Below are 21736 nucleotides of genomic sequence, written 5' to 3' on the forward strand. Positions count from 1 at the left end.
GTCCACCCGCCCTGCCGGGCCGGGAAACGCATGGCTCCTTGCTCCTGGCGTCCGCCACGGTAGAGGTTCCGGGCGCACGCGGCCTGCCCACGTGTGCACCGCCGCTGGCCCGTCGGTGCACAGACGCCCCCTGTCAACCGACTGCCCCGGACAGGGTCGCCCGTTCCCGGGCGGCGCGTACGGCCGCGGACAGGGTGGCGATGTCGTAGGCGCCGTGGTGGCGGCGGCCGTTGACGAAGAACGTGGGGGTGCCGGACACCCCGCTGAGGTCGGCGGACTCGACGTCCGCGGCAACCCTGGCGGCACCCGCGCCGGATCGGAGATCGGCGCGGAAACGGTCGGCGTCGAGACCGATCTCCTCGGCGTATCGGAGCAGATCCCGCGGCCGCAGATCCCCTTGGTGCCGCAGCAGCAGCTCGTGCATCTCCCAGTAGCGGTTCTGGCGGGCGGCGGCCTCCGATGCCTCCGCGGCCAGCTGGGCATTCGGGTGCACGTCGGTGAGCGGCAGATGCCGCCATACGTAACGCACGTCGCCGAAGTCGGCGAGCAACTCGCGCACCACGGGTTCGGCCCGCCCGCAGTAAGGGCACTCGAAGTCCCCGTACTCCAGGAGGGTCACGGGCGCGTCCATGGGCCCGCGTACATGGTCACGCTCGATGTCGACGGGATCGATGAGGTCGACGATGCTCTGGCCGGTGCCGAGGAGGGCGCGGGCACGGAAGGCCCGGGGAAGGGCGCTGATCACCCAGGTGGCCAGCCAGGTGACGAGGAACGAGCAGACGACGGCGGCCAGGATGCCGAGCTTCGCTTGCTCCAGCCGGTCCCCGTCGAAGGCGAGGGTGGCGATCAGCAGGGACACGGTGAACCCCACTCCGGCCAGGGTGCCGCCCGCGGTGATGGCGCCCCAGCCGACCGGCGGGTGCAGGCGCCCTCCGCTGACGCGCGTCGTGAGCCAGGTCGCGCCGACGATGCCGAGCGGCTTGCCGGCCACGTAGCCGAACAGGATGCCGAGCGTGACCGGTGAGGTGAAGGCATGGGCCAACTGGCCGGAGCTGAGCGTGATGCCGGCGTTGGCGAGCGCGAACAGCGGCACGATCACATAGCTGGTCCAGGGATGGAGCGTCCGCTGAAGCCGGTCGTTGAGCGAGAGCGTCGAGGCGATCCCGCGTCGCACGGTGCGCTCGAGTTCGGGGGTCGGCTGCTCGCGGAAGCGCCTGAACAGTCTGCTCGCCTGTTCCAGGTCGCGCCGCTCCGCCGGGCGGGCGTACGTCAGCAGGCCCATCGCCAGGCCCGTCACGACCGGGTCCACCCCCGACTTCAGGAGCGCCACCCACATCGCCACGCCCAACACCGCGTACAAGGAGGGGACGCGTCCTTTGAGGGTGCGCCGCACCAGCAGGACGACGGCGAACAGGCCGAGCGCGGTCAGCAGGGCGGGCAGGGCGATGGCTCCGCTGTAGGCGAAGGCGATGACGGCCAGCGCCAGGAAGTCGTCGACGACGGCGACGGTGAGGATGAAGACCCGGAGACTGCTGGGCAGCCGTGCGCCGAAGAGGGCGAGCATGCCCAGCGCGAACGCCGTGTCCGTCGACATGGCGGCACCCCAGCCGTGCACGGAGTCCTCGCCCGCGTTGACGGCCAGATAGATCGCGACGGGGAGGAGCATGCCGCTGAGCCCGGCGAGTACCGGCAGGGTGACCCGCCGGCGTTCGCGCAGCTCGCCCAGGTCGAATTCGCGGCGTGCCTCCAGACCGACGACGAAGAAGAACAGCGTCATCAGACCGCTGTTCAGCCACTCGCGCAGCTCCAGCGACACCCCGCCCGATCCGACGCGGACCGACAGCTCGGTTGCCCACAGCGTCTCGTAGGAGCCGGGGGCGATGTTGGCCCAGGCGAGGGCGGCGAGCGCGGCGGCGAGCAGGATCGCGGCACTGCCGGTCTCGGTCTGCAGGAAGGAACGCAGGGGGCTGCGGGCTTCATTGCCGCACAGGGTCTGCCCCGACAGCGAGGTCTCAGGTGGCACGGTCACTCCTGACGGGGCCCTGCGCATGAACGGTTCCGGCGCTGCTCATGATGATCCGGCACTCGGCGGAAGCGGTGATCGGCAGTGACCCGCAATGCCCCGCGGACCGCCTCCGGCCGCGGGGGCCGCGGTCAGCCCTGGTAGCCCTCGACCTGCGACGCCGGGCGTACGTGTGCGTCGTCCGGGTTCTCGCCGAACTCGGTCTTCGCGCGTCGCTGGCGCAGCAGATCCCAGCACTGGTCGAGTGAGCGTTCCAGCTGTCCGAGCCGTTCGTGTTCGGTCGTGCTGTCGATCTGCCCGGAGGCGAGGGCGTCACGGAGCCTGCGCTCGTCGTCGACCATCGCGGTGATCCTGGCCAGGATTTCCTCTTGGTTCATGTCCCTGCTCCTCCTCGGCACCGAGCCCCACTGTACGGCCCGTGGCGCGGATCAGGCGGTGATCCAGTCCCGTAGCCGGCGAGCGATCCGGGAGACACCGAGCGCCCCGGAGGCGGCGTCGCGTACGAGGGCGACAGCCGCCTTGGGCTGGTACTCGAGTTCGCGCCCGTTGAGGATCAGGTAGGCCTCGGTCGCGTGCCAGGCGAAAGCCTCGTTGGAGTGCTCCAGGCACGGCAGCTTCGCCAGGGTCTGCAACAGCGCGGCGGCTTTCAGGTACGGCGATCCGTAGATCTCGCGCTCCATCGCCCTCGCATCGACCCGGGCGACGGCGGCGTAGAGCGGACCGTAGTCGTCGACCTGGGGATCGCCTTCGAGCAGTTCCGCGGCGTGCAGCAGGAAGGTCACGTCGAGAGGGTGCGGCGGTTCCGGCTGGGTCACGCGGCGTGCCCTCGGTCCTCGTGCTGGAGTTCTCGCAGCGCCTCCTGCTCGGCCGCCCGCTCCTCGGCGCTGGGATCCGCGGTGCCGGGCTCAGCGGCGAAGGCCGCGCCGCTGCGGGCCATCGACGCCCTGAAGCCTTCGACGAAGCGCTGCTCCACGGCGGTGGCGCGGTCGTAGGCGGCCGACAGGATGTACTCCTGCATGCTGACCCCCGCCTGCTTCGCGGCCGCCGCGATGGCCGCCCGCTGCGCGGGGTCGGGAAAACGCAGATTCATCGCCTTCGGATCCGACATGACACCCACGGTACCAGCGGTACCACTTCCCTACTCCTCATCCGTGGGGGCGGCCGTCTCGACATCGAGCACGCCGTCGTTGCCGAAGAGGTCGGTGGCCGGCAGGCCGGTGTCCCCATGCCCTCCAGTTCCAGCAGGACGAGCGCGGCCGGGTCCGTTCGGCCGGGCAGCCGCCCGGCCGAACGCGCCGCAGAGGAAGGACAGCACCGCGAGCAGCGACCCGCTGAAGGGCCGCAACCCGAACGCGCGTACCAGGAACCCTCATGTGGTGCCCAGGAGCCCCGGGGCTCAGCGGCGCAGGGTGGTCTCCCGCCGCATGCGTGACAGTTTCTCGGGATTGCGCACGGCGTAGAGCCCGGTGATGAGGCCGTCGTCGATACGCACCGCGACGACGGTGTCGATCTCGTCGTCGAGCCGGAGAACCAGGGCGGGGTAGCCGTTGACCTGGGCCGTCCGCATCGGCCCCATGGCGGCGAGCCTGCCCAGCCCGGCGGCCAGCAGGCGGCCCACCTTGTCGGCCCCCACGACGGGTCGCGGGACGGCCTGCTTGACTCCGCCGCCGTCACCCATGAAGACGACATCCGGCGCAAGGATGTCGAGCAGTCCTTGCAGATCGCCCGTTTCGGTCGCCCGTTGGAAGGCGTCGAGTGCGGCTCGGGTCTCGGCCGGGGAGACGATCCCACGTGGCCGGCGCGCCGCGACGTGTGCCCGGGCCCGGTGCGCGATCTGGCGGACCGCGGCCGGGCTCTTGTCGACAGCGCCGGCGATCTCCTCGTACCCGAGGTCGAACACCTCGCGCAGCACGAACACCGCCCGCTCCGTCGGCGTGAGCGTCTCCAGGACCAGCAGCACGGCCATAGAGACGCTGTCGGCCAGTTCGATGTCCTCGGCCACGTCGGGCGCGGTCAGCAGCGGCTCGGGCAGCCAGGGACCGACGTAGGACTCCTTGCGCCGACCGAGCGTACGCAGCCGGGTCAGCGCCTGGCGCGTGGTGATCCGGACCAGGTACGCACGCTGATCCCGCACCGTCCCGAGGTCGACACCCGCCCACCGCAGCCAGGTCTCCTGCAGGACGTCCTCCGCGTCGGCGGCCGAGCCGAGCATCTCGTAGGCGACGGTGAACAGCAGGTTGCGGTGGGCGACGAACGCCTCGGTGGCGGGGTCCGTACGGTCGCCGACGGCGGGCTGCTCGGCCGTCTCCTCCGTGCGCTCGCTGTGCTCGATGTCCACAGGCTGCTCCTGTCTGTTCGCTCCCGGCGGTGCCCTCCGCACAAGACGCCGGCCCGCGCGGCTTTGTGACACCCATCAGCGGTGGCGCACGTCACACTGTCGCCCCGTCACACGGAGCGGGTCCCCGGCATCTCGTGTTCATCCAGTGCCGCACCACGAGTGAGGACGACGTCATGGACGCCCGATTCAACATGTTCGAGAACGAGATCTCCGCCAAGTTCGCCAAGCGGTTCGCCAATGCGAGCCTGGTGATCCAGCAGTCGCCGCTGCCCAAGTCCACGCAGGAGCTGGTGGCGCTGCGCGCCAGCCAGATCAACGGCTGCGGCTGGTGCATCGACTACCACACCAAGGAGGCCGCGGCCGCCGGTGACACCGCGGTCCGGCTCCACCTGGTCGCCGCCTGGCGCGAGTCCACCGTGTTCACCGAGGCAGAGCAAGCCGCACTGGCGCTCGCCGAAGAGGGCACCCGGCTCGCCGACGCCCACCAGGGTGTGTCCGACGAGACCTGGGCCCAGGTACGCAAGCACTACGACGACGACCAGATCGCCGCCCTGGTCTGCCTGGTCTCCATGATCAACGCGGCCAACCGGCTCGCCGTGATCGTGCACCAGCGGGGAGGTTCCTACGAGCCGGGCATGTTCGCCGCCGTGCTCAACTGACCGGCAGCCGCATTCGGCCCGGCCCGGCACCCTGTGCGCCGGGCCGGGCCCGGGATGACCGGACCCGGCCTCAGCCGGCGCGCCCCAGGTGCGGCAGCGGTTGGTCACGCAGGTCGACGGTCACCGACGCGCTGCCGGTCGGACCGTTTCCGCGGCCGGTGCCGAAGCGGCGGTCCGCGCGCTGGTGACAGCCCGTCCGCGCGCCGAGTCCGGGAACCGGTCGAGCATCGCGCGCAGTTGCTCCGCGTCGACGTTGGCGCCGAACGGCTCGGCGCCCGGTTCGAGCCGTATTCCCGCGGCAAGTGGCCCTGCGATCACCGGGTCGAAGCCGAAGTCGTCGATGAGGCCTGCGACGAGGCCCAGGTCGTCGGCCTCGTCACCGGCGAGCGCGATCGCCTTGCGTCCCCGTGCTCCCGGCGGCCGGGCCCCGTCCTCCAGGTCGTGGTAGCCCACGCGAAGAGCTCCGTCTTCTCCTCGAACAGCACGTCGTAGTCGCTCAGGTCGTATCCGAAGAGGGGGAAGGACTCGGTGAAGGAGCCGCGTCCGAGGATGACCTCGGCACGGCCGTTCGACAGCGCGTCCACGGTCGCGAACCGCTGGAACACCGGACGGGATCGTCGGAACTGAGCACGGTCACGCCGGAGGAGAGACGGATACGGCTGGTACGGGTGGCGATGCCGGCGAGGACGGTCTCCGGAGTGGAGATGGCGAACTCCGGGCGGTGGTGCTCACCGAGGGCGAGGACATCGACGCCGGCCTCCTCCGCGAGAACGGCTTCCTCGACGACCTGCCGGATGGCCATCGCGTCGGACACGGGGGAGCGCCGCCCGGACCGAGGTGCGGCGGCACTTGGGTGAATTGTCAACTATGTTTACACTTCGGACATGAAAGAGAAGGCGCGGTGGTTGACGCCAGAAGAGCAGCACGCGTGGCGGAGCTTTGTGAGGTTGCAGGAGAGGCTGGGAGGCCGCTTGTCGCGCTTGATGCAGGCGGAGTCGAATCTGTCCGTCGCCGATTTCACGGTCCTCGTCAATCTGACCGACGTGCCGGAGGGCCGCCGGCGGATCCTGGATCTCGCCCGGGTGCTGGAGTGGGAGAAGAGCCGGATGTCCCACCACATCGCCCGGATGGTGAGGCGCGGCATGGTGGTGCGGGACGAGTGCGCCGAGGACGGCCGCGGCGCCTTCGTGGTGATCACGGACGCGGGGCGGGCCGCGATCGAGGCCGCCGCCCCGCTTCATGTGGAGGCGGTGCGCGAACTGTTCCTCGACCACGTCACGCCGGCGGAACTGCGGACCCTGGCCCAGATCTCCGAACGAGTCGTGAGCAAGCTGGATGAGGACGCGTCCTGATCCATGGAACCGGGGTCCTGCCGGTGGCGCACGGTTCGCCTGCCTGTTGTGGCCATCGGGCCGTCCGCATGTTATGGCCATCGGTCCGTCCGCATGTGATGATTGTTGATGTGACAACCATGAGGCGTGGAAGGTGGTCCCGGTGAGCAACGTGGAAACCGAACCCGCGGAACTGCGATGCGGTGGGCCGGTCGACGACGGGCAGTCCGCCGGGACGCCCGGGGTCGAGGTGCTGGCCGCCCGGGACGTGCCGCTGGGCGGACCCCGGGCGATGCGCGTACGGCGAACGCTGCCCCAGCGGGCCCGGACCCTGATCGGAGCCTGGTGCTTCGCCGATCACTACGGCCCCGTCGATGTCACCGCGACGCACGGCATGGACGTCGCGCCCCATCCGCACACCGGCCTGCAGACGGTGAGCTGGCTGTTCAGCGGAGAGGTCGAACACCGCGACAGCCTGGGCACCCACGCCCTCGTCCGACCAGGTGAGATGAACCTCATGACAGGCGGATACGGCATCAGCCACTCCGAGGTCTCCACCCCCGACACCACCGTGCTCCACGGCGTCCAGTTGTGGGTGGCGCTGCCCGGGGAACACCGGAGCGCCGAGCGCGATTTCCAGCACCACATCCCCGAACCCGTGCGCATCGACGGGGCCGGGATCAGAGTCTTCCTGGGCTCGCTCGCCGGAGACGTCTCACCGGTGCGGACCTTCACACCGCTCCTCGGGGCCGAGATCACCCTCGAACCGGGCGCGGCCATCAGCCTCGCGGTGGACACCGACTTCGAGCACGGGCTCCTCGTCGACAGCGGTGACGTGCGCCTTTCCGGCACTGTGCTGCGTCCGGCCGAACTGGGGTACGTGCCCCCCGGCGCGGGCACGCTGACGCTGGTGAACGAGTCGGAGGGTCCGGCGCGGACCATCCTGCTGGGCGGCCCTCCGTTCGAGGAGGAGATCGTCATGTGGTGGAACTTCATCGGGCGCAGCCATGAGGACATCGTCCGGGCCCGGGAGGCCTGGGAGGCCGCCTCGGACCGGTTCGGCGACGTCACGGGGTACCCGGGCGCCCGCCTTCACGCGCCTGCCCTTCCGAACGCCGTCATCCGGCCGCGCCGCAACCCTCCGCGTGGTTGACCTCCGTCCGACCGGTCCCGTGACGCCCGATGTACTGAGGTGGCTGGAGGCGGAACCGGGCTGACCGGTGGGGTGCTCCCCGTGCCGTGCGACCGGGCGGAATAGAGACGTTCACCCTCATGTTGCCGACATCGTAGTTGATGCATCAACAAGGGGAAGGGTGAGGTCGATGCAGTTCGGCATCTTCACCGTCGGTGACGTGACAACCGACCCGACCACGGGCCGTACGCCGACCGAGTACGAGCGGATCAAGGCGATGGTCGCCATCGCGCTGAAGGCCGAGGAGGTGGGGCTCGACGTCTTCGCGACCGGTGAGCACCACAACCCGCCGTTCGTGCCCTCGTCCCCGACGACCATGCTCGGACACGTGGCCGCGCGCACCGAGAGGCTCATCCTCTCCACCGCGACCACACTGATCACGACGAACGACCCGGTGAAGATCGCCGAGGACTACGCCATGCTCCAGCACCTGGCCGACGGGCGTGTCGACCTGGTGATGGGGCGCGGCAACACCGGCCCGGTCTACCCCTGGTTCGGCAAGGACATCCGCGAGGGCATCAACCTCGCCATCGAGAACTACGCCCTGCTGCGCCGGCTGTGGCGCGAGGACGTCGTGAACTGGGAGGGCACGTTCCGCACGCCGTTGCAGGGGTTCACCTCCACACCCCGCCCGCTGGACGGCGTACCGCCGTTCGTCTGGCACGGCTCCATCCGTTCCCCGGAGATCGCCGAGCAGGCCGCGTACTACGGTGACGGGTTCTTCGCCAACAACATCTTCTGGCCCAAGGAACACTTCCAGCGTCTGATCACCCTGTACCGGGAGCGGTACGCGCACTACGGTCACGGCACGCCCGAGCAGGCGATCGTGGGGCTGGGCGGCCATGTGTACATGCGCCACAACTCCCAGGACGCCATACGGGAGTTCCGGCCGTTCTTCGACCACTCACCGGTGATGGGGGGCGGGATCTCCCTGGAGGAGTACATGGAGCAGACCCCGCTGACCGTCGGCACCCCCGAGCAGGTCATCGAGAAGACGCTCACCTTCCGTGAGCACTTCGGCGACTACCAGCGCCAGCTGTTCAACGTGGACGGCGGCGGCCTGCCGCTGAAGACCGTGCTGGAACAGATCGACATGCTCGGCGAGGAGGTCGTACCCGTCCTGCGCAAGGAGTTCGCCCGGAACCGGCCGGCCGACGTGCCCGACGCGCCTACCCATGCCTCGCTGCTCGCCGCGGGCGCGCCGTCCGCGGATCCGGTGGCCTGAGACGGCAGCCGGACGCCGCGGGTGTTGATCACCGCCGCGGTGAGGGGACTCATGAGCGGCCGTCGGGCCGTCGACCGGCCCGGCGAGAAAGGAACAAGGAGTACCGATGAGTGACGAGTTCAACGACTACCGTGCGAACGGCCAGGTCGCGCCCGACCGCTGGGCCAGCGCCCTGCACCTGTTCGACAACGGCGCCGGAGTCCCGCACGAGGAGACAACCGTCGAACGCTGGGAGCGGGCCCGGTTGCTCTTCGAGGCCAAGGACTACATCAGCGCCGCCCGGCTCCTCGCCGTCGTCGTCGAGGAGGTCCCGGAGCAGACCGGTCCCCGGCTGCTGCTGGCCCGCGCCTACTACCACTCCGCCCAACTGGGCCGTGCCGAGGAGCAGTTGCGCAAGGTCGTCGACCGCGACCCGGTGGAGCACTACGCCCACCTGTTGCTGGGCCGCACCCTGGAACGTCAGGGGCGGGACGAGGAGGCGGGACCCTGGCTGCGTATGGCCGCCGCGTTCTCGGGCGAGGTGCCGGACCGCCACTGAGCGGCAGCCAGGGCGGTCGCGGGACCGAGCGGGCCGTCGGGCGCGCCGCGCAACGACGAGGGCGGCCGGCGGCGACCCCGCGTGGGAGGCGGCCCCGCTGACCGGCTTCCACGTTCCCGCTCCGCAACCGCGGGCAGAAGCCAGGGCCGTCGCCGGCGCCGCAGGGCCCGCTGATGCGGCCGGTGGAGGCACCGGCTCCCCCTCGTCGGGGCCCTGAGCCGCACCCCGCCCTGTCAGGGGCGGGGACGCAGTTCCGGTGAGGTCGGTGGCCGGCCGGTGACGTTGGTGATCAGCTCGGCGCACAGGTCGCGGAGTTTGATGTTGCGGTGCTGGGACGCGGAGCGCAGGATGCCGAAGGCCTCGTCGGCGGTACAGCGCTGCTGTCCCATGACCACCCCGAGGGCCTGGTCGATGACGCTGCGGGACCGCATGGCGGTCTGCAACTGCTCGGCGAACTCCTGGGTGTCGGTGATGCGTTGGGCCAGTGCGATGGCGCCGGTGGCTTGCGCCGCGAGTGAGCGCAAGGCGCTGAGATCCGTCTGTCGGAACGCGTCCGGCGGGGCGGCGTACAGGTTGATCGCGCACGCCGTGTGGGTGTGGGCGGCGATCGGCAGGGAGAGGGAGGAGCGGATACCGCAGGCCACGGCGTACGCGGGATAGTCGCCCCACCGAGTCTCCGGCAGCATGTCCCTGACGATCAGCTCCTCGCCGGTGCGCAGGGCCTGCAGGCAGGGGCCGTCGTCCTGGCCGTACTGTTTCTCGTCCAGTTTTGTGGCGACGGTTCCGGCGCTGACCACGGTCAGGGGCCGCCCGTCGCGCTCCAGCGTGAGGCCGGCGCCTTCGGCGCGGGACAGTTCGAGGGCCGCGTCGGCCAGTGTCTGCAGGAAGTCTTCCAGCGAGTCGGTCTCCAGCAGCCACTGGGTGAGGTGGCTGCTGCCGTATGCGTCGTCGGCAGTCATCACAGGTTCCTTCACGGGGTCGCGGCCCCGTCGTGGGCATCTCGTCGTGCCACCGGGGCGACGGAGTCCCACGTCCGAAGGAACACCTCCAGTGCGGCCGCCGGCCGACACCAGTGCGGTCACCGAAGCAGCCTGCGCTCTGCTTCACACGCTACGCCACCGGAACCCAGGCAGGAGATCATCCCTCACCGGCATCGATGTGCCCCCGAGGGCGCGGGTACAGTCGCCGGGGCCGGTGCGGGGCCTACCGGTGGCGGATCCCGCACCAGGAGCCGACGGCGTGACTGCGGAGGAACGAGGTCCCGCCGCACTCGTTGCCCAGAGCTCTGAAGCCCGGTCAGTGGGCGTCCTTTTCGGAGGAGACGCCGCTTATGAGGGCGATAGTGCGAGTTGTGTCGATATGCGCAGGCGGCAGTTTGACCCCAAACACTTGATGCCTGTGAGGTGTCGTATCCTTCTCGCGTGACACGACACGATGAGGAGCCCGTCGGGCTTGCCGCGCTGGACCGGGTGACCTGGGCATTGCGCCGTGCCGAGGTGGCGGTGCAGACGCTGAAGGAGCAGCGACTGCGCCCACTGGGCTTGGCGGCCGCGCACTACGCGCTCCTGATGTCCGTGCACGCCGAGCCGGGCTTGACCGGCGCGGAGCTGGCCCGCCGCCTCAACGTGACCCCGCAGGCCATCGCCTCGCTGGTGGCCCGCCTGGAGAGCCGCGGCCAGTTGGAGCGACGCGAGCACCCACGCCACCGGCACGTACAGGAGCTGCATCTCACCGACGCCGGGCGCGAGGTGTTGCACGCGGCCGACAGGGTGATCGCGGACATCGAGCGCCAGATCACCGGCACTCTCGGACCGGATGACACCGCACAGCTCCGAGGGCTGCTCAACCGCGTGGCCGAGACGGTCCGTGACACCTGAGCCGGGTTCACGGACCCGGACACCGGTCTTTGCCGGGCGCGCCGGACGATCAACTCGCCCGGACAGGCCGACTCGCACACCTCGCCGGCTCGTGGACGCCACGGGCGGCCTCGGAGAGCAACCTCTTCGCGCGGGCCGGCAACGTCACCTTCCGGCCGGATCCTGGGACCAAGGACATCAGCCACGGTGAGATGATCCGCGTCGGCCACGACCGGAAGCTGACCGTCCCAGCCTGCAAACACCACTACTTGTACCAGGCCATGAACCCCGGTGCGAGCGGCGACCGCAACACTCCGCGGTGGCGGGTCGGCCTGCTCATCCCGGCCAACTCGACCTGCTGACCGACGGACTGAGGACGGACCGCGGTGCCCCGACACCTCTTCGGGGTCCCACGGCTGCGCGCGGTAGGTCCAGTCAGAGAGCCGGCCCCTCAGGGGTGAGCGGGATTCCGCACGACCGCCCCCGCCGATCGGTGCCGGGCACGATACGCGGCGTTCAGCCGCTCGGTACGTCCAGGGCGTCCGGCACCGCGACAGGCTGTCCGGTGCGCAGTGACTCGTAGGCGGCCAGCACGATCCGGAGGGTACGCAGGCCGGCCTCGCCGTCCGGAGAGGGGCGTCGGCCCGAGCGTACGGAGTCGAGGAACTCGTCGAGCATGGCGGCGTCCAGATCCGCCCCGCCCGCCTCCCAGCGGTCGCGACCGGTCGTGGAGTCGAATCCGCCGAGCAGCGGGGGGAAGGCGTCGAACTCCACGATCGCCTTTTCGCTCACGCAGGTCATGGCGAGCCCGCCCCAGGTCGGGTGGTCGGGTGGGTGGCTCCAGCTGCAGTCCACGGCCGCGATCACGCCGTTGGGGTACCGGATGGTGACAAGTCCCGCGGTGTCGACGTCCGGCGTGGGGCCGCCGTCGTCCAGGATGCTGTTCGCCTGGGCGTACACCTCCGCCGCCTGCTCGCCGTCCAGCAGCGCGTCCATGAGGTCGGCGATATGGACGGTGTGGTCGGCCAGCGCTCCGCCGCCGGCGAGTTCGGGGTCGGCGAACCAGGGGCGGGAACGGGCCGGGTTCGAGCCGTTGTTGGCTCCGTGGACGCTGATCAGCGCGCCGAGCAGACCGTCGGCGAACGCGCCGCGCAGGGCGGTGAACGCGGGGCTGAACCGTACGGGATAGGCGGTCATCAGGCCGACTCCCGCGCGCTCACACGCGTCGATCATGGCCCGTGCGTCCGCCTCCGTGGTCGCTAGGGGTTTCTCGCACAGGACATGCGCCCCGGTCGCGGCGGCACGCTCGACCAGATGCCGGTGCCGGGCGTTCTCGCTGGTGACCACCACGGCGTCGGGGCGGAGGGCGAACACCTCGTCCCAGGTGTCGGCGTACGCCGCGCCCAGTCGCTCGGCGAGTCGACGGCCCCGGGTGGGATCGTCCGGTGGGGCGTCGGGATCCGCGGTGACCAGTTCGATGCCGTCGCGGTCACGCAGCAGCTCGATGTAGGTCGCGGCGTGCACATGGGCGAAGGACAGTACGGCGACTCTCACTGGTCGATTCCCTCCGTGGGGACGGTGGTTGCGTGCGCGGAGATCTCGACGGCCCGCCCGGTCCGAGCGGATTCCGCCGCGGCCTCGGCGATACGGACGGCCGCCACGCCGTCCCGGGCGCTCACCCGTGGTTCCGGACCGCCCGCGAACGCCTCGGCGAACTCCTGGATCTGGGTGAGGTAGGGAGACCGGCCGAAGTCTCCGTCCGGTATGCCCGCCGCCGGGCCGTCGGCCGCGGTGCCGGTGATGCGCAGGTCCACGTGGGCCTGGGAGTCGTGCTGCACCGTGCCGCCCGTGCCCGAGACATGGAACGTGGTGCGGAACGGCGTCGCCGGCGGCCCCCACACGCCCACGATCTGCGTGAGGGTGCCCCCTTCGTGGGTGAGCACGGCGGTACCGGTGGCGACCGCCCCTTCCGGGGCGGGGGCGGTGAGGTGCCCTTGCTGCCGTGCGTGGACCCGTACGACGTCGCCGAAGAGCCAGCGGGCGATGTCCATGTCGTGGATCATCTGGTCCGTCAGGATCCCGCCGGAACGTACCGGGTCGGCGAACCAGCCGCTCCAGGTGGGATAGCGGCCGGTGCGGGTGAAACGGGCGACCGCCACCCGGCCGAGGCCGCCGGCGGCGACGACGGTGCGCAGGCGGGCGTAGGCCGGGAAGAAGCGCACGACATGGCCCGGATACAGCTTCACCCCTGCCGCTTTGGCCGCGTCGGCCATCTCACCGGCCTCGGCCGCACTGAGCGCCAGCGGCTTCTCGCACAGGACATGTGCCCCGGCCGCGACGGCGGCCAGGGTGATCTCCCGGTGCGTGTCCGTCGGAGTGCACACATCCACCACGTGGGAACCGGCGATCGCCTCAGGCAGGGAGCCCACGGACGTCGCGCCGAACTCGCGGGCCAGGGCGGGGGCGCGGCCGTCGGGTGCGTAGAGGCGTACCCGCGCGCCGAGGGCGACCCACGCGGGCAGATGCGTGCGGGCGATGCCGCCCGCACCGATCAGCGCCACTTCGAGTTCTGCCATGAAATCCTCCGACCTCCTGTGTGTCTGTGGGCCCTGCGTCCTGGGTGTTCAGCCCTTGAGGGCGCCGCTGAGTACGCCACTGATGAAGTGCCGCTGGAAGAACAGGTAGACGAGCACCACCGGGGCGATCACGATCAGGGTGGCCGCGGCGAGCAGCGGCACGTCGACGCCGTACTGCCCGGTGAAGAAACCCAGTCCGGCCGGGGCCGTGCGGCGGGCCGGATCCTGGATCAGGATGAGCGGGAGCAGGAACTGGTTCCAGCTCCAGACGAAGTACAGAACGCCCAACGTGGTCACCGCCGGGCGGGAGTTGGGCAGCAGGATCCGCCAGAGCGTCGCCCACGACGAGGCGCCGTCCAGCCGCGCCGCCTCCATCAGGCTGCGCGGCATGGTCGCGAAGTGGGCGCGCATCCAGAAGACCCCGAACGGCATGAACGCGCCGATCTCCGCGAGGGCGAGGCCCGGCACCGTGTTCGTCAGCCCCGCGGCGCGCAGGTCATAGTAGAGCGGGATGATGGTGCCCTCGGTGGGGATGGACAGGCCGAGCAGCAGATAGGCGTAGAGCTTTCCCCGGCCGGGGACGTCGAGGGTCGCCAGCGCGTACCCGGCCAGGGTCGCGCACACCACGGCGGCCGGCACCACGCACAGCGCGATCACCACACTGGACCGCAGCAGCGTGCCGAAACCGGCGGCGGACCAGGCGCGGGAGAAGTTCTCGAAGTGCAGCCCGTGCGGCAGGGCGAAACCGGTCAGCGGAGCGCCCGCGGGCTGGAGCGATGCCAGCAGCAGCGAGGCGAACGGCACGAGTACGGCGGCCATGAACAGCGCGAGCACGACGGGTGCCGCCAGCCGCCCGGTGACCGCTCTGGTCGTCGAGGCCGTCGGCGTCAGTGAGGCCGGTGAGGTCAGCGAGGTCACGGTGCCTCCCTGGACAACCGGTTGATCACCAGGACCGCGACGGAGATGACCGCGGTCAGGACCACCGCCAGCGCGCTGGCCACCCCGACCGCGCCGCCTCCGAAGGCCAGGCGGTAGATCAGGATCCCGGGGACGACGGTGCTGTTGCCCGGGCCTCCGCCGGTGGTGATGTAGATGAGGTCGAAGCTGGACAGGGCGGCGATCACGGTGATGGACAGCGCCACCGCGAACTCCGGCCGCAGCAGCGGGACGGTGATCGCCATGAACTCCCGTACCGGGCCTGCTCCGTCCATCCGTGCCGCCTCGTAGATCTCCTGGTCGATGCGCTGGGTCCCGGACAGGAACAGCACCATGCACAGGCCCGACACCACCCAGGTCCCGATCAGCCCGACGGCCGGCAGGGCCCAGGTGAAGCTGCCCAGCCACGCGTCGGCGAGGCCGCCCAGGCCGACGGCCCGCAGCGCCTGGTTGAGGGTGCCGTCATCGGCGTACACCCAGCGCCAGAGGATGCCGACCGCGACGAGTGGGATGACCTGCGGCAGGAACAGCACGGTGCGGACCAGGGCGGTGCCCCGGCGCCCGGCACGCCGGGACACGATCGCCGCCGACACCAGTCCCACGCAGATCGGCAGGACGGAGAAGAACAGGATCAGCGCACCGGCGTGCCAGGCGGCGGCGCGCAGTTGCGGGTCGGTGACGATACGGCGGTAGTTGTCGAGGCCGATGAACGACGGGAGGGTCACCCCGTCCCAGTCGAACAGCGACAGATAGGCGGTGTGCAGCATCGGCAGTACGGCGAAGAGCGTGTACGGCAGCAGGGCCGGCAGCAGATACAGCAGCGCGACGGCCCGGCGCCGATGGCGCCGGCGGTCGGACGGCGGTGTGCGGCGCTGCCGCGGCACGGTGCTGCCTGCCCCGGGCTTCGCCGGAGGCGGGGCGCCGGGGGCGGGGGCGGGAGCGCCGGTCAGTCGGTCGGCAGTGGTCATTTGTGATAGTTCTCGAAGTCCGTCTGGAGACCGGACAGGAACTTCCGGACGCTGACCTTGCCGCCGGCGAGCAACTGCAGCTGGGTGGTGAGGGTGTCGCCCATCGTCGGCGTGGAGGCGTTCTGGATGAAGGGCTGCAGGCCCGCGTCCTTGACGACCGTCTGCCAGCCGTTCTGGACATCGCCCAGCAGTCCGCTCTGGCTCGGCATGGCGCCCGCGTCGGGGGCCATGAAGCCGGCCTTGGCGGTGATGGCGGCGGCCTCCGCGGTGGCGGCGAAGTCGAGGAAGGCGGCGGCCGCGGCCGTGTTCTTCGACTTGCTGGACACGCAGTAGTACACCCCGGCGCCGGTGGTGCGGATCTTTCCGCCGGAGGCGACGGGCGGCATGGTGAAGTAGCCGGCGTTCTCGCCCAGTCCCTTGGCCACCGCGGCCGCGGCCCAGTTGCCGCTGATCCGGAAGACGCCCTCGCCCTTGGCGAACGCGGCGGTGGCGTCGTTGTCGCTGACGCCGTTGACCTTCGGGGTGACGTAACCCTTGTCCACCCACCGCAGAAGCGTCGCGGCCGCCTTTTCGGCCTCCGGCAGCACGATGGTGGCGCCTTTGTGGCCGAAGGCCCACGCTTCGCGGTCCTTCGGCGCCAGATAGGCGGAGAGCAGCACGTTGAAGGGGTGGTTGAGGCCGCCGTCGAGGTTGCCGGCGACCAGCGCGGTCTCGCCGGCTGCCTTGGCCTTGGCGAACAGGGCCTCCAGCTCCTCCAGGGTGGCCGGGGGCACGGTCAGGCCGAGCTTCCTGGCCTTGGCCTTGTTGTAGTAGACCCCTTCGAACGACAGGCCCGCGCCCACTCCGTACAGGTCACCGGTGCCCACGGTCTTGCCGTCCGGGGTGAGGGTGATCTGGTCCAGCCCGGGGAACTTCTCCGCCCAGCCGTACGCCTTGCCGTACTCGCCGACCTTGAGCAGCAGCCGTCCCGGGACGAGGTTCTGCATGCCCGAGGTGAACTGGGCGATGTCGGGGGCGCTGTCGGCCGACATGGTGGTGTTGATGCTCTTGAGGTAGTCGTCCCAGCCCGTGTACTGACGCTTGACGCTGATGTTGGGGTGCTTCGCGCGGAAGGCCGCGATGAGGCCGGGAGTCATCGTGGTGTCGTCGGCGTCGGCGACCACCAGCGTGATCTTCGTGTCCGCCGGTACCGCCGTGGAGGCAGGACTGGCGCTGTTCTTGTCGGACGCCGAGGCGCCCGGGGTCAGATCACTGCACGCGGTCAGCACCGCGGCGCCGACCGCGCCGGTGGCCGCGAGGAAGGTACGTCTGGACAGGGACGACGGGGTGGGACTCATGGGGTCTCCTGGGCGTGACGGGACAGGGGAGCCGAGGCGGCGGCGGGGGGAGACGTGAGGCATGGGGCCGCGAGGGTGTGCGGCATGGGGGATGCGCAGGGCCCGAGAGGTGAGGAGCGCGAGAAGGTGAGAGGGCGTCGTGGACGGGCCGAGGTCGCGGTGGGTTGTGCGGGCGACGGTGTCCACCGTGTCGACCGTGTCGGGGTGTCGACGGTTGGAGGGTGTTCGATAAAGCAGTTGCGTTTTATAATCAGAGCGAGCCCGGGGTGCGTCAAGGCCCCATGGCTTGATTGTTATCGTCGGGGCGGTCAGCGCCGGCTGCGTTGTGCCGCTCTTGTGCCGCCGTCGTGCTGCTCCTCAGGAGGTTGATCATTGGCCACGTCCAGGGGCCGCTCCCCGTCCACGGCCCCCGCCGCGCCGGTGCTGTGGCCGCTCGGCAGTCCACGGGAGCCGAACGCGCCCGGCCGTGAACTGCCCGCGGTGGTGGGCGTGGCGGACCTGCGCGCCACGAACGCCGCGGCCATCCTGGCCGCCGTCCGCTCGGCCGACCCGCACCCCCGGCTCGCCACCCTCGCCGAGGCGACCAAGCTCTCCCGTCCCACCGTTGAGGCCATCGTCGAGGAACTCACCGAGTGCGGCCTCATCGAGGTCGCTCCGGCCGTCTCCGCCCGTGGTCAGCGCTCGCCCGGCCGCCCGGCCCGCCGGTTCCGCTTCTGCCCGCACGCCGGCTTCGTCGTCGGCGTGGATGTACGGGCCCGCTCGGTGAGCGCCTGCCTGGCCGACCTCGACGGCCGGGCGGTGGCCGTCGAACGCAGGGCGGTACGAGCCGACTTGGGCGGTGCGGCCCGGGCCCGCGCCGTGACCGACGTGGTCCGGCGTGCGATCGACGGCTCCGGAGCCGACGCCCGCCGGGTGTGGGCCGCGACCGTGGGCACCCCCGGCCTGGTGGACCGGAGCAACACCCGTGTCCGGCAGGCCGACAACCTCAAGGGCTGGGCCGAGGCGGACATCGTCACCACCCTTGGCGACACCCTCGGCTGTCCGGTCGCCGTGGAGAACGACGCCAACCTCGCCGCGCTCGGCGAGCAGTGGCGCGGGGTCGGCGGCGCGGCCGACGAGATGGTCTTCGTCCTGCTCGGTGAACGTCTCGGCGCCGGTGTCATCACCGGAGGGCGCCTGCTGCGCGGACACCGCGGTGCGGCCGGTGAGATCGGCTTCATCCGCTTCCCCGGCAGCACCTCGGCGCGGCCCGGCCTCGAACCCCTGGTCCCGGACGCCGTCGCCCATGACGCGGCAGGTGCCACCGGTGCCGACATCGTCCGCGGCGCCGCCGAAGGAGAGGCGGAGGCAGTCGCGGCCATCACGTCGTACGGACGGCGGCTGGCCGCCGGGATCGCCCCCGTACTGCTCGCCCTCGACCCGGCGCTGGTCGTGCTCGGCACCAGCCTTTTCGCTGTCCCCGGCCTGGCTCCCGCGGCGGAACTCCTCCTGACCGCAGCCGAGGAGGAGGCCGCCAGCCTCCTCGTCGACCTGCCGCAGTGGCGGCTGTCCGCCCTCGGGGACGAGGCCGTGATCACCGGCGCGGTCCGCTTCGCTCTCTCCTCCGTCGAGGAGGTACTGCGCACCCGGCCCACCAGCCTGGGGGCGCCCCCTTCTTGAGTGTCGTGCAGCGCCAGGCCAACGCGCGGAACGCTCCAGGAACGACCGACCGGGAAGAAGGCGGGCGCTGATGGTTCGGCAGGGGTGACCTCGGCACATGAGCGGATACGTGGCCAGGCCACCTGGCCCGCCGGCCGACGCGGGCGACATCGTGTACGTGGGAGGGGAACCCCGCTGGTCTCGGCCCCGGCCGGCCGAACGTGGCCACGGCCCACGGTCGGCGGGACCGCGTCACGCTCAGTGGTACCGCTGTTGCTCCGTCGGTGCGGAGGCGTCGGCGTTCGGGGTTCGGTAGGGCTCGAGCTTTCTGAGCTGTGCATGGGTGCGCCGGGTCCGCCGGAGGCGCTCGGGCAGCGGTGTGCGGTAGTCGGGCAGAAGGCGCTGAACGCGGAAGGCGGACTTCAGGAAGAGGCGGATGACACGCTCGCGGCGGGGGCTGATCCAGCCGATCCGGTGGAGCCGGCAGACTCGCTCGCCGGCGAGGTAACGGGTCAGGTCCCGGCCGAACGCCCGGAACGGGGCAGGAAACCAGCGCTCGGAGAAGAAGTTCATCATCGCGGTCGCCACGCGATGGCCGGACTCCGTCTGCTCGTACGGCCGGGAGTCGAACTTCAGGGCGAACTCGGTCATCGCGTTCCAGTCCTCGGGGAACGGCTCGCCGGCCAAGGGGCCGGACTCGCGTTCCAGGAGGCGGAAGAGGCCCTGCGCCCAGCGGTGCCACGCGGTCTTCATGGGCTCGCTCATGCCGGGCAGGCCCAGCGAGGTCTGCAGGCGGTCACCGAACGTGGCCAGCAGAACCAGGGGGTAGACGAAGTCGTCGATGTCGTCGAAGTTGCCGGGTAAGTGGGGGGTCCTGCGGGCGATGGCCAGGTGGATCCGGTTCAGCCGTGCGGCGGCCCTGCGGCCCGCCGCACTGGACAAGCCGTCCACCATCCACGCCATCAGGAAGTCGTTGCCGTCCTGGAAACGCCGGTGGGGCCTCGTCTCCAGCTTCGAGGTGTGGGCCAGGGTGGCGGATCCCGCACCTGGTTGCATCATGCGCATGGTGCCCGGATAGATCATCATCGCCAGGGCGAACTCGGGGACGCGATGACCCACATAGAGCGAGATCATCCGCTCCCAATCGGTCTCCGGGTCCATCCGGGCCAGTTCACGGTCGACCCACTTGTACTTGTGTCCACGGCGCAACGCCGGTTCCCCCTGTCTCGAAGCCACGCGCTGTGTCGCCGTGAATCCTGCTGGGATGCGGTCGCTCATGTCCCTGACGTCCGGTCATCTCCGTCCGCGGGACGGCCCTTCCCGAGGGGAGACGCCCTGGCGGACGCTTCCCGATGCCTCACCCGTCGTGATCTGCATCACCCTGATCGTGGGGCACGGCAGGGGTGCCACGCCCGATCCGGCCTCCGAGCTCCCGTACGACACATCGACCACGGGCGGCCCGCGGGCGACGACGAGCTGACCGGCCGGCTCATTACCGCGGCGGCCAACACCTCTGCAGGACACAGACCTCCTGGGCCCGACGCCCGCGCCGAGGCATCCGGCGTCCGGTACGACGAGTCCAGCAGCCTGGTCGACGACGCACCAGACGTGGCCGCATCACGTACGAAGGCAAGGCCCGGTCCTCGCCGCGGTCAGGCCGGGCACGGCTCGACGTGGACCTTGGGCCCCGGCCCAGCCCCGGCCGGCCGCCGGCCGGCGAGAACAGGGCCGACCTCTTCCAGGCCGACGGTCGCGGCGACGAGGGGCCTGGGGTGGACGGAACCGTCGGCGTACGCCTGGATGGTGGCGTCGAGGGCGGGGGAGGCGGACAGGATGCCCACCGCGGTCACGTCCTTGAGGGCGAGGGTGCGGGTGTCGACGCGACTGGGTTCACCGGCCAGCCCGACATACACGACGCGGCCGGCCGGCTCGACCAACTCCAGGGCCAGATCGGGCAGATGGGCGGCGTTCGAGGCGTCGACGACCGCGTCGAACGGCAGGCGGGGGACGGAGTCCTCCGTCCACACGTGCTCGAAGCCCAGAGCGCGGGCGAAGGCGAGCGAGCTGTCGACGCGGCCCATCAGGTGCACCTCCGTACCGGCGGCGCGGAGGAACATCGCGGCCAGCAGTCCGATGGTCCCCGGGCCCAGGACCAGGGCGCGGTCTCCACGGCGCGTGGCGGTGGCCCGTGCGGCTCGCAGGGCGTTGCCGCCCGGCTCCACCAGCGCGCCGAGTACGGCGTCGACGGAGTCGGGAAGGAAGTGAAGCGAGGAGGCCGGTACCGCGAGTTGCTCGGCCAGGGCACCGGACCGCTCCCCGCGTACGCCGACCTCCTGCCGTTTCTCGCAGACGTGCTGGTGCCCGCGTCGGCAGCGGCGGCAGGCTCCGCAGCCGAGCATGGTGTCTCCCATGACGCGTCGGCCGATCCAGGCGGGGGTGACACCGTCGCCGACCGCCGCGACGCGACCGGACCACTCGTGGCCGAGCCGCATCGGGTAGGCGGAGTGTCCCTGGTGGAGGTAGGCCATCTCGCCGGTGAAGAACTCCACGTCGGTGCCGCACACGCCCACTCGCTCGACGTCGACGACGACTTCGCCGGCGGCGGCCGCCGGCGCCGGGACCTCGTGCACCGCGTACGTGCCGGGGGCGGTCAGCACGAACGCGCGCATGGAGCGGGCGCTCACCGGGGCCCGAGCACGTGCTGACGCTGCGTACCGTGATTCCGGATGCCCAGCTCCACCACGTCGCCGGCCCGCGGCCACACCGGTGGCGTGAGCCCCATGCCGACGCCGGGCGGGGGGCCCGTGTCGATCAGGTCGCCGGGGTCCAGGACGAGGAACTGGCTGAGGTGGTGCACGATGGCGAAACGGGACACCTGGCCTGCCTCAGCCCGCCCGGTCACGACCGGGCGGATGCGGTCGAGGCCGCCCGAGCCGCAGAACGCTTCGTCGAAGTCCGTGACGACGTCGGGGGGAAGGTCGACGTATCTCTCGTCGTCGACGCGGTCAACGGGCTTCTCGGCGCAGGCGGCGCCTGTGCGGATGAGGTGCACGGGTTCCCTCTCCAGGGGGAGCGGCGGGGAAGGGGGATCGGGTCCGGACCGGCCGCGATGGGCGGAC

The 21736-nt window shown here is 71.0% G+C and carries 22 protein-coding genes and 1 pseudogene; 8 read left to right on the top strand and 15 right to left on the bottom strand.

What is annotated here, in order from left to right:
- Positions 1 to 133: 133 nt before the first annotated feature.
- From nhaA to ACIBK3_RS34755, 5 genes are all read right to left on the bottom strand, one after another.
- Positions 134 to 2023: a Na+/H+ antiporter NhaA gene (gene nhaA / locus ACIBK3_RS34735; RefSeq protein WP_399371554.1), complete on the bottom strand. Its 1890-nt coding sequence runs from the start codon at positions 2021 to 2023 to the stop codon at positions 134 to 136.
- Between the two features lie 131 nt (positions 2024 to 2154).
- Positions 2155 to 2400, bottom strand: a complete 246-nt coding sequence (locus ACIBK3_RS34740) for a DUF2630 family protein (protein ID WP_399371555.1) — start codon at positions 2398 to 2400, stop codon at positions 2155 to 2157.
- A gap of 51 nt (positions 2401 to 2451) precedes the next feature.
- Positions 2452 to 2838: a fic family toxin-antitoxin system, toxin component gene (locus ACIBK3_RS34745; RefSeq protein ID WP_399371556.1), complete on the bottom strand. Its 387-nt coding sequence runs from the start codon at positions 2836 to 2838 to the stop codon at positions 2452 to 2454.
- On the bottom strand, positions 2835 to 3131 hold the full coding sequence (locus ACIBK3_RS34750) for a DUF1778 domain-containing protein (protein ID WP_399371558.1): 297 nt from the start codon (positions 3129 to 3131) through the stop codon (positions 2835 to 2837). The genes ACIBK3_RS34745 and ACIBK3_RS34750 overlap by 4 nt, the downstream gene beginning before the upstream one ends.
- Positions 3132 to 3419: 288 nt before the next feature.
- Positions 3420 to 4361 (bottom strand): RNA polymerase sigma-70 factor, encoded by a 942-nt coding sequence (locus ACIBK3_RS34755; RefSeq protein ID WP_399371559.1) that lies wholly within the window; start codon positions 4359 to 4361, stop codon positions 3420 to 3422.
- A 173-nt stretch (positions 4362 to 4534) separates the two neighbouring features.
- Here ACIBK3_RS34755 and ACIBK3_RS34760 point away from each other — a divergent pair, with 173 nt between their 5' ends.
- On the top strand, positions 4535 to 5020 hold the full coding sequence (locus ACIBK3_RS34760; protein ID WP_399371560.1) for a carboxymuconolactone decarboxylase family protein: 486 nt from the start codon (positions 4535 to 4537) through the stop codon (positions 5018 to 5020).
- 326 nt (positions 5021 to 5346) lie between these two features.
- On the opposite strand, the pseudogene ACIBK3_RS34765 reads toward ACIBK3_RS34760, so the two are convergent.
- Positions 5347 to 5879 (bottom strand): annotated as a pseudogene (locus ACIBK3_RS34765) (LLM class flavin-dependent oxidoreductase); the annotation flags it as partial.
- Between the two features lie 25 nt (positions 5880 to 5904).
- On the opposite strand from ACIBK3_RS34765, the gene ACIBK3_RS34770 reads away from it, so the two are divergent.
- From ACIBK3_RS34770 to ACIBK3_RS34785, 4 genes are all read left to right on the top strand, one after another.
- On the top strand, positions 5905 to 6372 hold the full coding sequence (locus ACIBK3_RS34770) for a MarR family winged helix-turn-helix transcriptional regulator (RefSeq protein WP_399371561.1): 468 nt from the start codon (positions 5905 to 5907) through the stop codon (positions 6370 to 6372).
- 142 nt (positions 6373 to 6514) lie between these two features.
- Positions 6515 to 7504, top strand: a complete 990-nt coding sequence (locus tag ACIBK3_RS34775) for a pirin family protein (protein WP_399371563.1) — start codon at positions 6515 to 6517, stop codon at positions 7502 to 7504.
- A gap of 169 nt (positions 7505 to 7673) precedes the next feature.
- Positions 7674 to 8768, top strand: a complete 1095-nt coding sequence (locus tag ACIBK3_RS34780) for an LLM class flavin-dependent oxidoreductase (RefSeq protein WP_399371564.1) — start codon at positions 7674 to 7676, stop codon at positions 8766 to 8768.
- 106 nt (positions 8769 to 8874) lie between these two features.
- The gene (locus ACIBK3_RS34785; protein WP_399371566.1) at positions 8875 to 9306 is read left to right on the top strand and encodes a tetratricopeptide repeat protein; all 432 of its coding nucleotides are present in this window, start codon (positions 8875 to 8877) and stop codon (positions 9304 to 9306) included.
- 233 nt (positions 9307 to 9539) lie between these two features.
- Here the strand turns inward: ACIBK3_RS34785 and ACIBK3_RS34790 are convergent, their stop codons facing one another.
- On the bottom strand, positions 9540 to 10265 hold the full coding sequence (locus tag ACIBK3_RS34790) for a GAF and ANTAR domain-containing protein (protein WP_399371567.1): 726 nt from the start codon (positions 10263 to 10265) through the stop codon (positions 9540 to 9542).
- Positions 10266 to 10727: 462 nt separating this feature from the next.
- Here ACIBK3_RS34790 and ACIBK3_RS34795 point away from each other — a divergent pair, with 462 nt between their 5' ends.
- Entirely contained in the window at positions 10728 to 11183 is a 456-nt protein-coding gene (locus ACIBK3_RS34795; RefSeq protein ID WP_399371568.1) for a MarR family winged helix-turn-helix transcriptional regulator, read from the top strand.
- A 29-nt stretch (positions 11184 to 11212) separates the two neighbouring features.
- The gene (locus tag ACIBK3_RS34800; protein WP_399371569.1) at positions 11213 to 11524 is read left to right on the top strand and encodes a non-reducing end alpha-L-arabinofuranosidase family hydrolase; all 312 of its coding nucleotides are present in this window, start codon (positions 11213 to 11215) and stop codon (positions 11522 to 11524) included.
- A 154-nt stretch (positions 11525 to 11678) separates the two neighbouring features.
- On the opposite strand, the gene ACIBK3_RS34805 is transcribed toward ACIBK3_RS34800, so the two are convergent.
- From ACIBK3_RS34805 to ACIBK3_RS34825, 5 genes are read right to left on the bottom strand one after another with little or no spacing between them, the layout of a single operon-like run.
- Positions 11679 to 12716, bottom strand: a complete 1038-nt coding sequence (locus ACIBK3_RS34805; protein ID WP_399371571.1) for a Gfo/Idh/MocA family protein — start codon at positions 12714 to 12716, stop codon at positions 11679 to 11681.
- Positions 12713 to 13738 carry a Gfo/Idh/MocA family protein gene (locus ACIBK3_RS34810; RefSeq protein WP_399371573.1) on the bottom strand — a complete coding sequence of 342 codons (1026 nt, stop codon included), beginning with the start codon at positions 13736 to 13738 and terminating at the stop codon, positions 12713 to 12715. The genes ACIBK3_RS34805 and ACIBK3_RS34810 overlap by 4 nt, the downstream gene beginning before the upstream one ends.
- A 48-nt stretch (positions 13739 to 13786) precedes the next feature.
- Positions 13787 to 14656 carry a carbohydrate ABC transporter permease gene (locus ACIBK3_RS34815; RefSeq protein WP_399371574.1) on the bottom strand — a complete coding sequence of 290 codons (870 nt, stop codon included), beginning with the start codon at positions 14654 to 14656 and terminating at the stop codon, positions 13787 to 13789.
- Positions 14653 to 15642 carry a carbohydrate ABC transporter permease gene (locus ACIBK3_RS34820; protein ID WP_399371576.1) on the bottom strand — a complete coding sequence of 330 codons (990 nt, stop codon included), beginning with the start codon at positions 15640 to 15642 and terminating at the stop codon, positions 14653 to 14655. The genes ACIBK3_RS34815 and ACIBK3_RS34820 overlap by 4 nt, the downstream gene beginning before the upstream one ends.
- Positions 15639 to 16979 carry an ABC transporter substrate-binding protein gene (locus tag ACIBK3_RS34825; protein WP_399371578.1) on the bottom strand — a complete coding sequence of 447 codons (1341 nt, stop codon included), beginning with the start codon at positions 16977 to 16979 and terminating at the stop codon, positions 15639 to 15641. Before ACIBK3_RS34825 ends, ACIBK3_RS34820 begins: the two co-directional genes overlap by 4 nt.
- Before the next feature lie 372 nt (positions 16980 to 17351).
- On the opposite strand from ACIBK3_RS34825, the gene ACIBK3_RS34830 reads away from it, so the two are divergent.
- Positions 17352 to 18638 carry an ROK family protein gene (locus tag ACIBK3_RS34830; RefSeq protein ID WP_399371580.1) on the top strand — a complete coding sequence of 429 codons (1287 nt, stop codon included), beginning with the start codon at positions 17352 to 17354 and terminating at the stop codon, positions 18636 to 18638.
- A gap of 237 nt (positions 18639 to 18875) precedes the next feature.
- Here ACIBK3_RS34830 and ACIBK3_RS34835 read toward each other — a convergent pair whose 3' ends face one another.
- The 3 genes from ACIBK3_RS34835 to ACIBK3_RS34845 all read right to left on the bottom strand — a co-directional run bounded on the left by ACIBK3_RS34835 (position 18876) and on the right by ACIBK3_RS34845 (position 21669).
- The gene (locus tag ACIBK3_RS34835; protein ID WP_399371581.1) at positions 18876 to 19826 is read right to left on the bottom strand and encodes a DUF2236 domain-containing protein; all 951 of its coding nucleotides are present in this window, start codon (positions 19824 to 19826) and stop codon (positions 18876 to 18878) included.
- 443 nt (positions 19827 to 20269) lie between these two features.
- A complete protein-coding gene (locus ACIBK3_RS34840) occupies positions 20270 to 21286 on the bottom strand; it encodes a zinc-binding dehydrogenase (RefSeq protein ID WP_399371583.1) in 1017 nt (338 codons plus the stop codon).
- Positions 21287 to 21297: 11 nt separating this feature from the next.
- Positions 21298 to 21669: a fumarylacetoacetate hydrolase family protein gene (locus tag ACIBK3_RS34845; RefSeq protein ID WP_399371584.1), complete on the bottom strand. Its 372-nt coding sequence runs from the start codon at positions 21667 to 21669 to the stop codon at positions 21298 to 21300.
- Between the last annotated feature and the right edge of the window lie 67 nt (positions 21670 to 21736).

Source organism: Streptomyces sp. NPDC050287, from assembly GCF_044459385.1.
Lineage (GTDB): Bacteria > Actinomycetota > Actinomycetes > Streptomycetales > Streptomycetaceae > Streptomyces.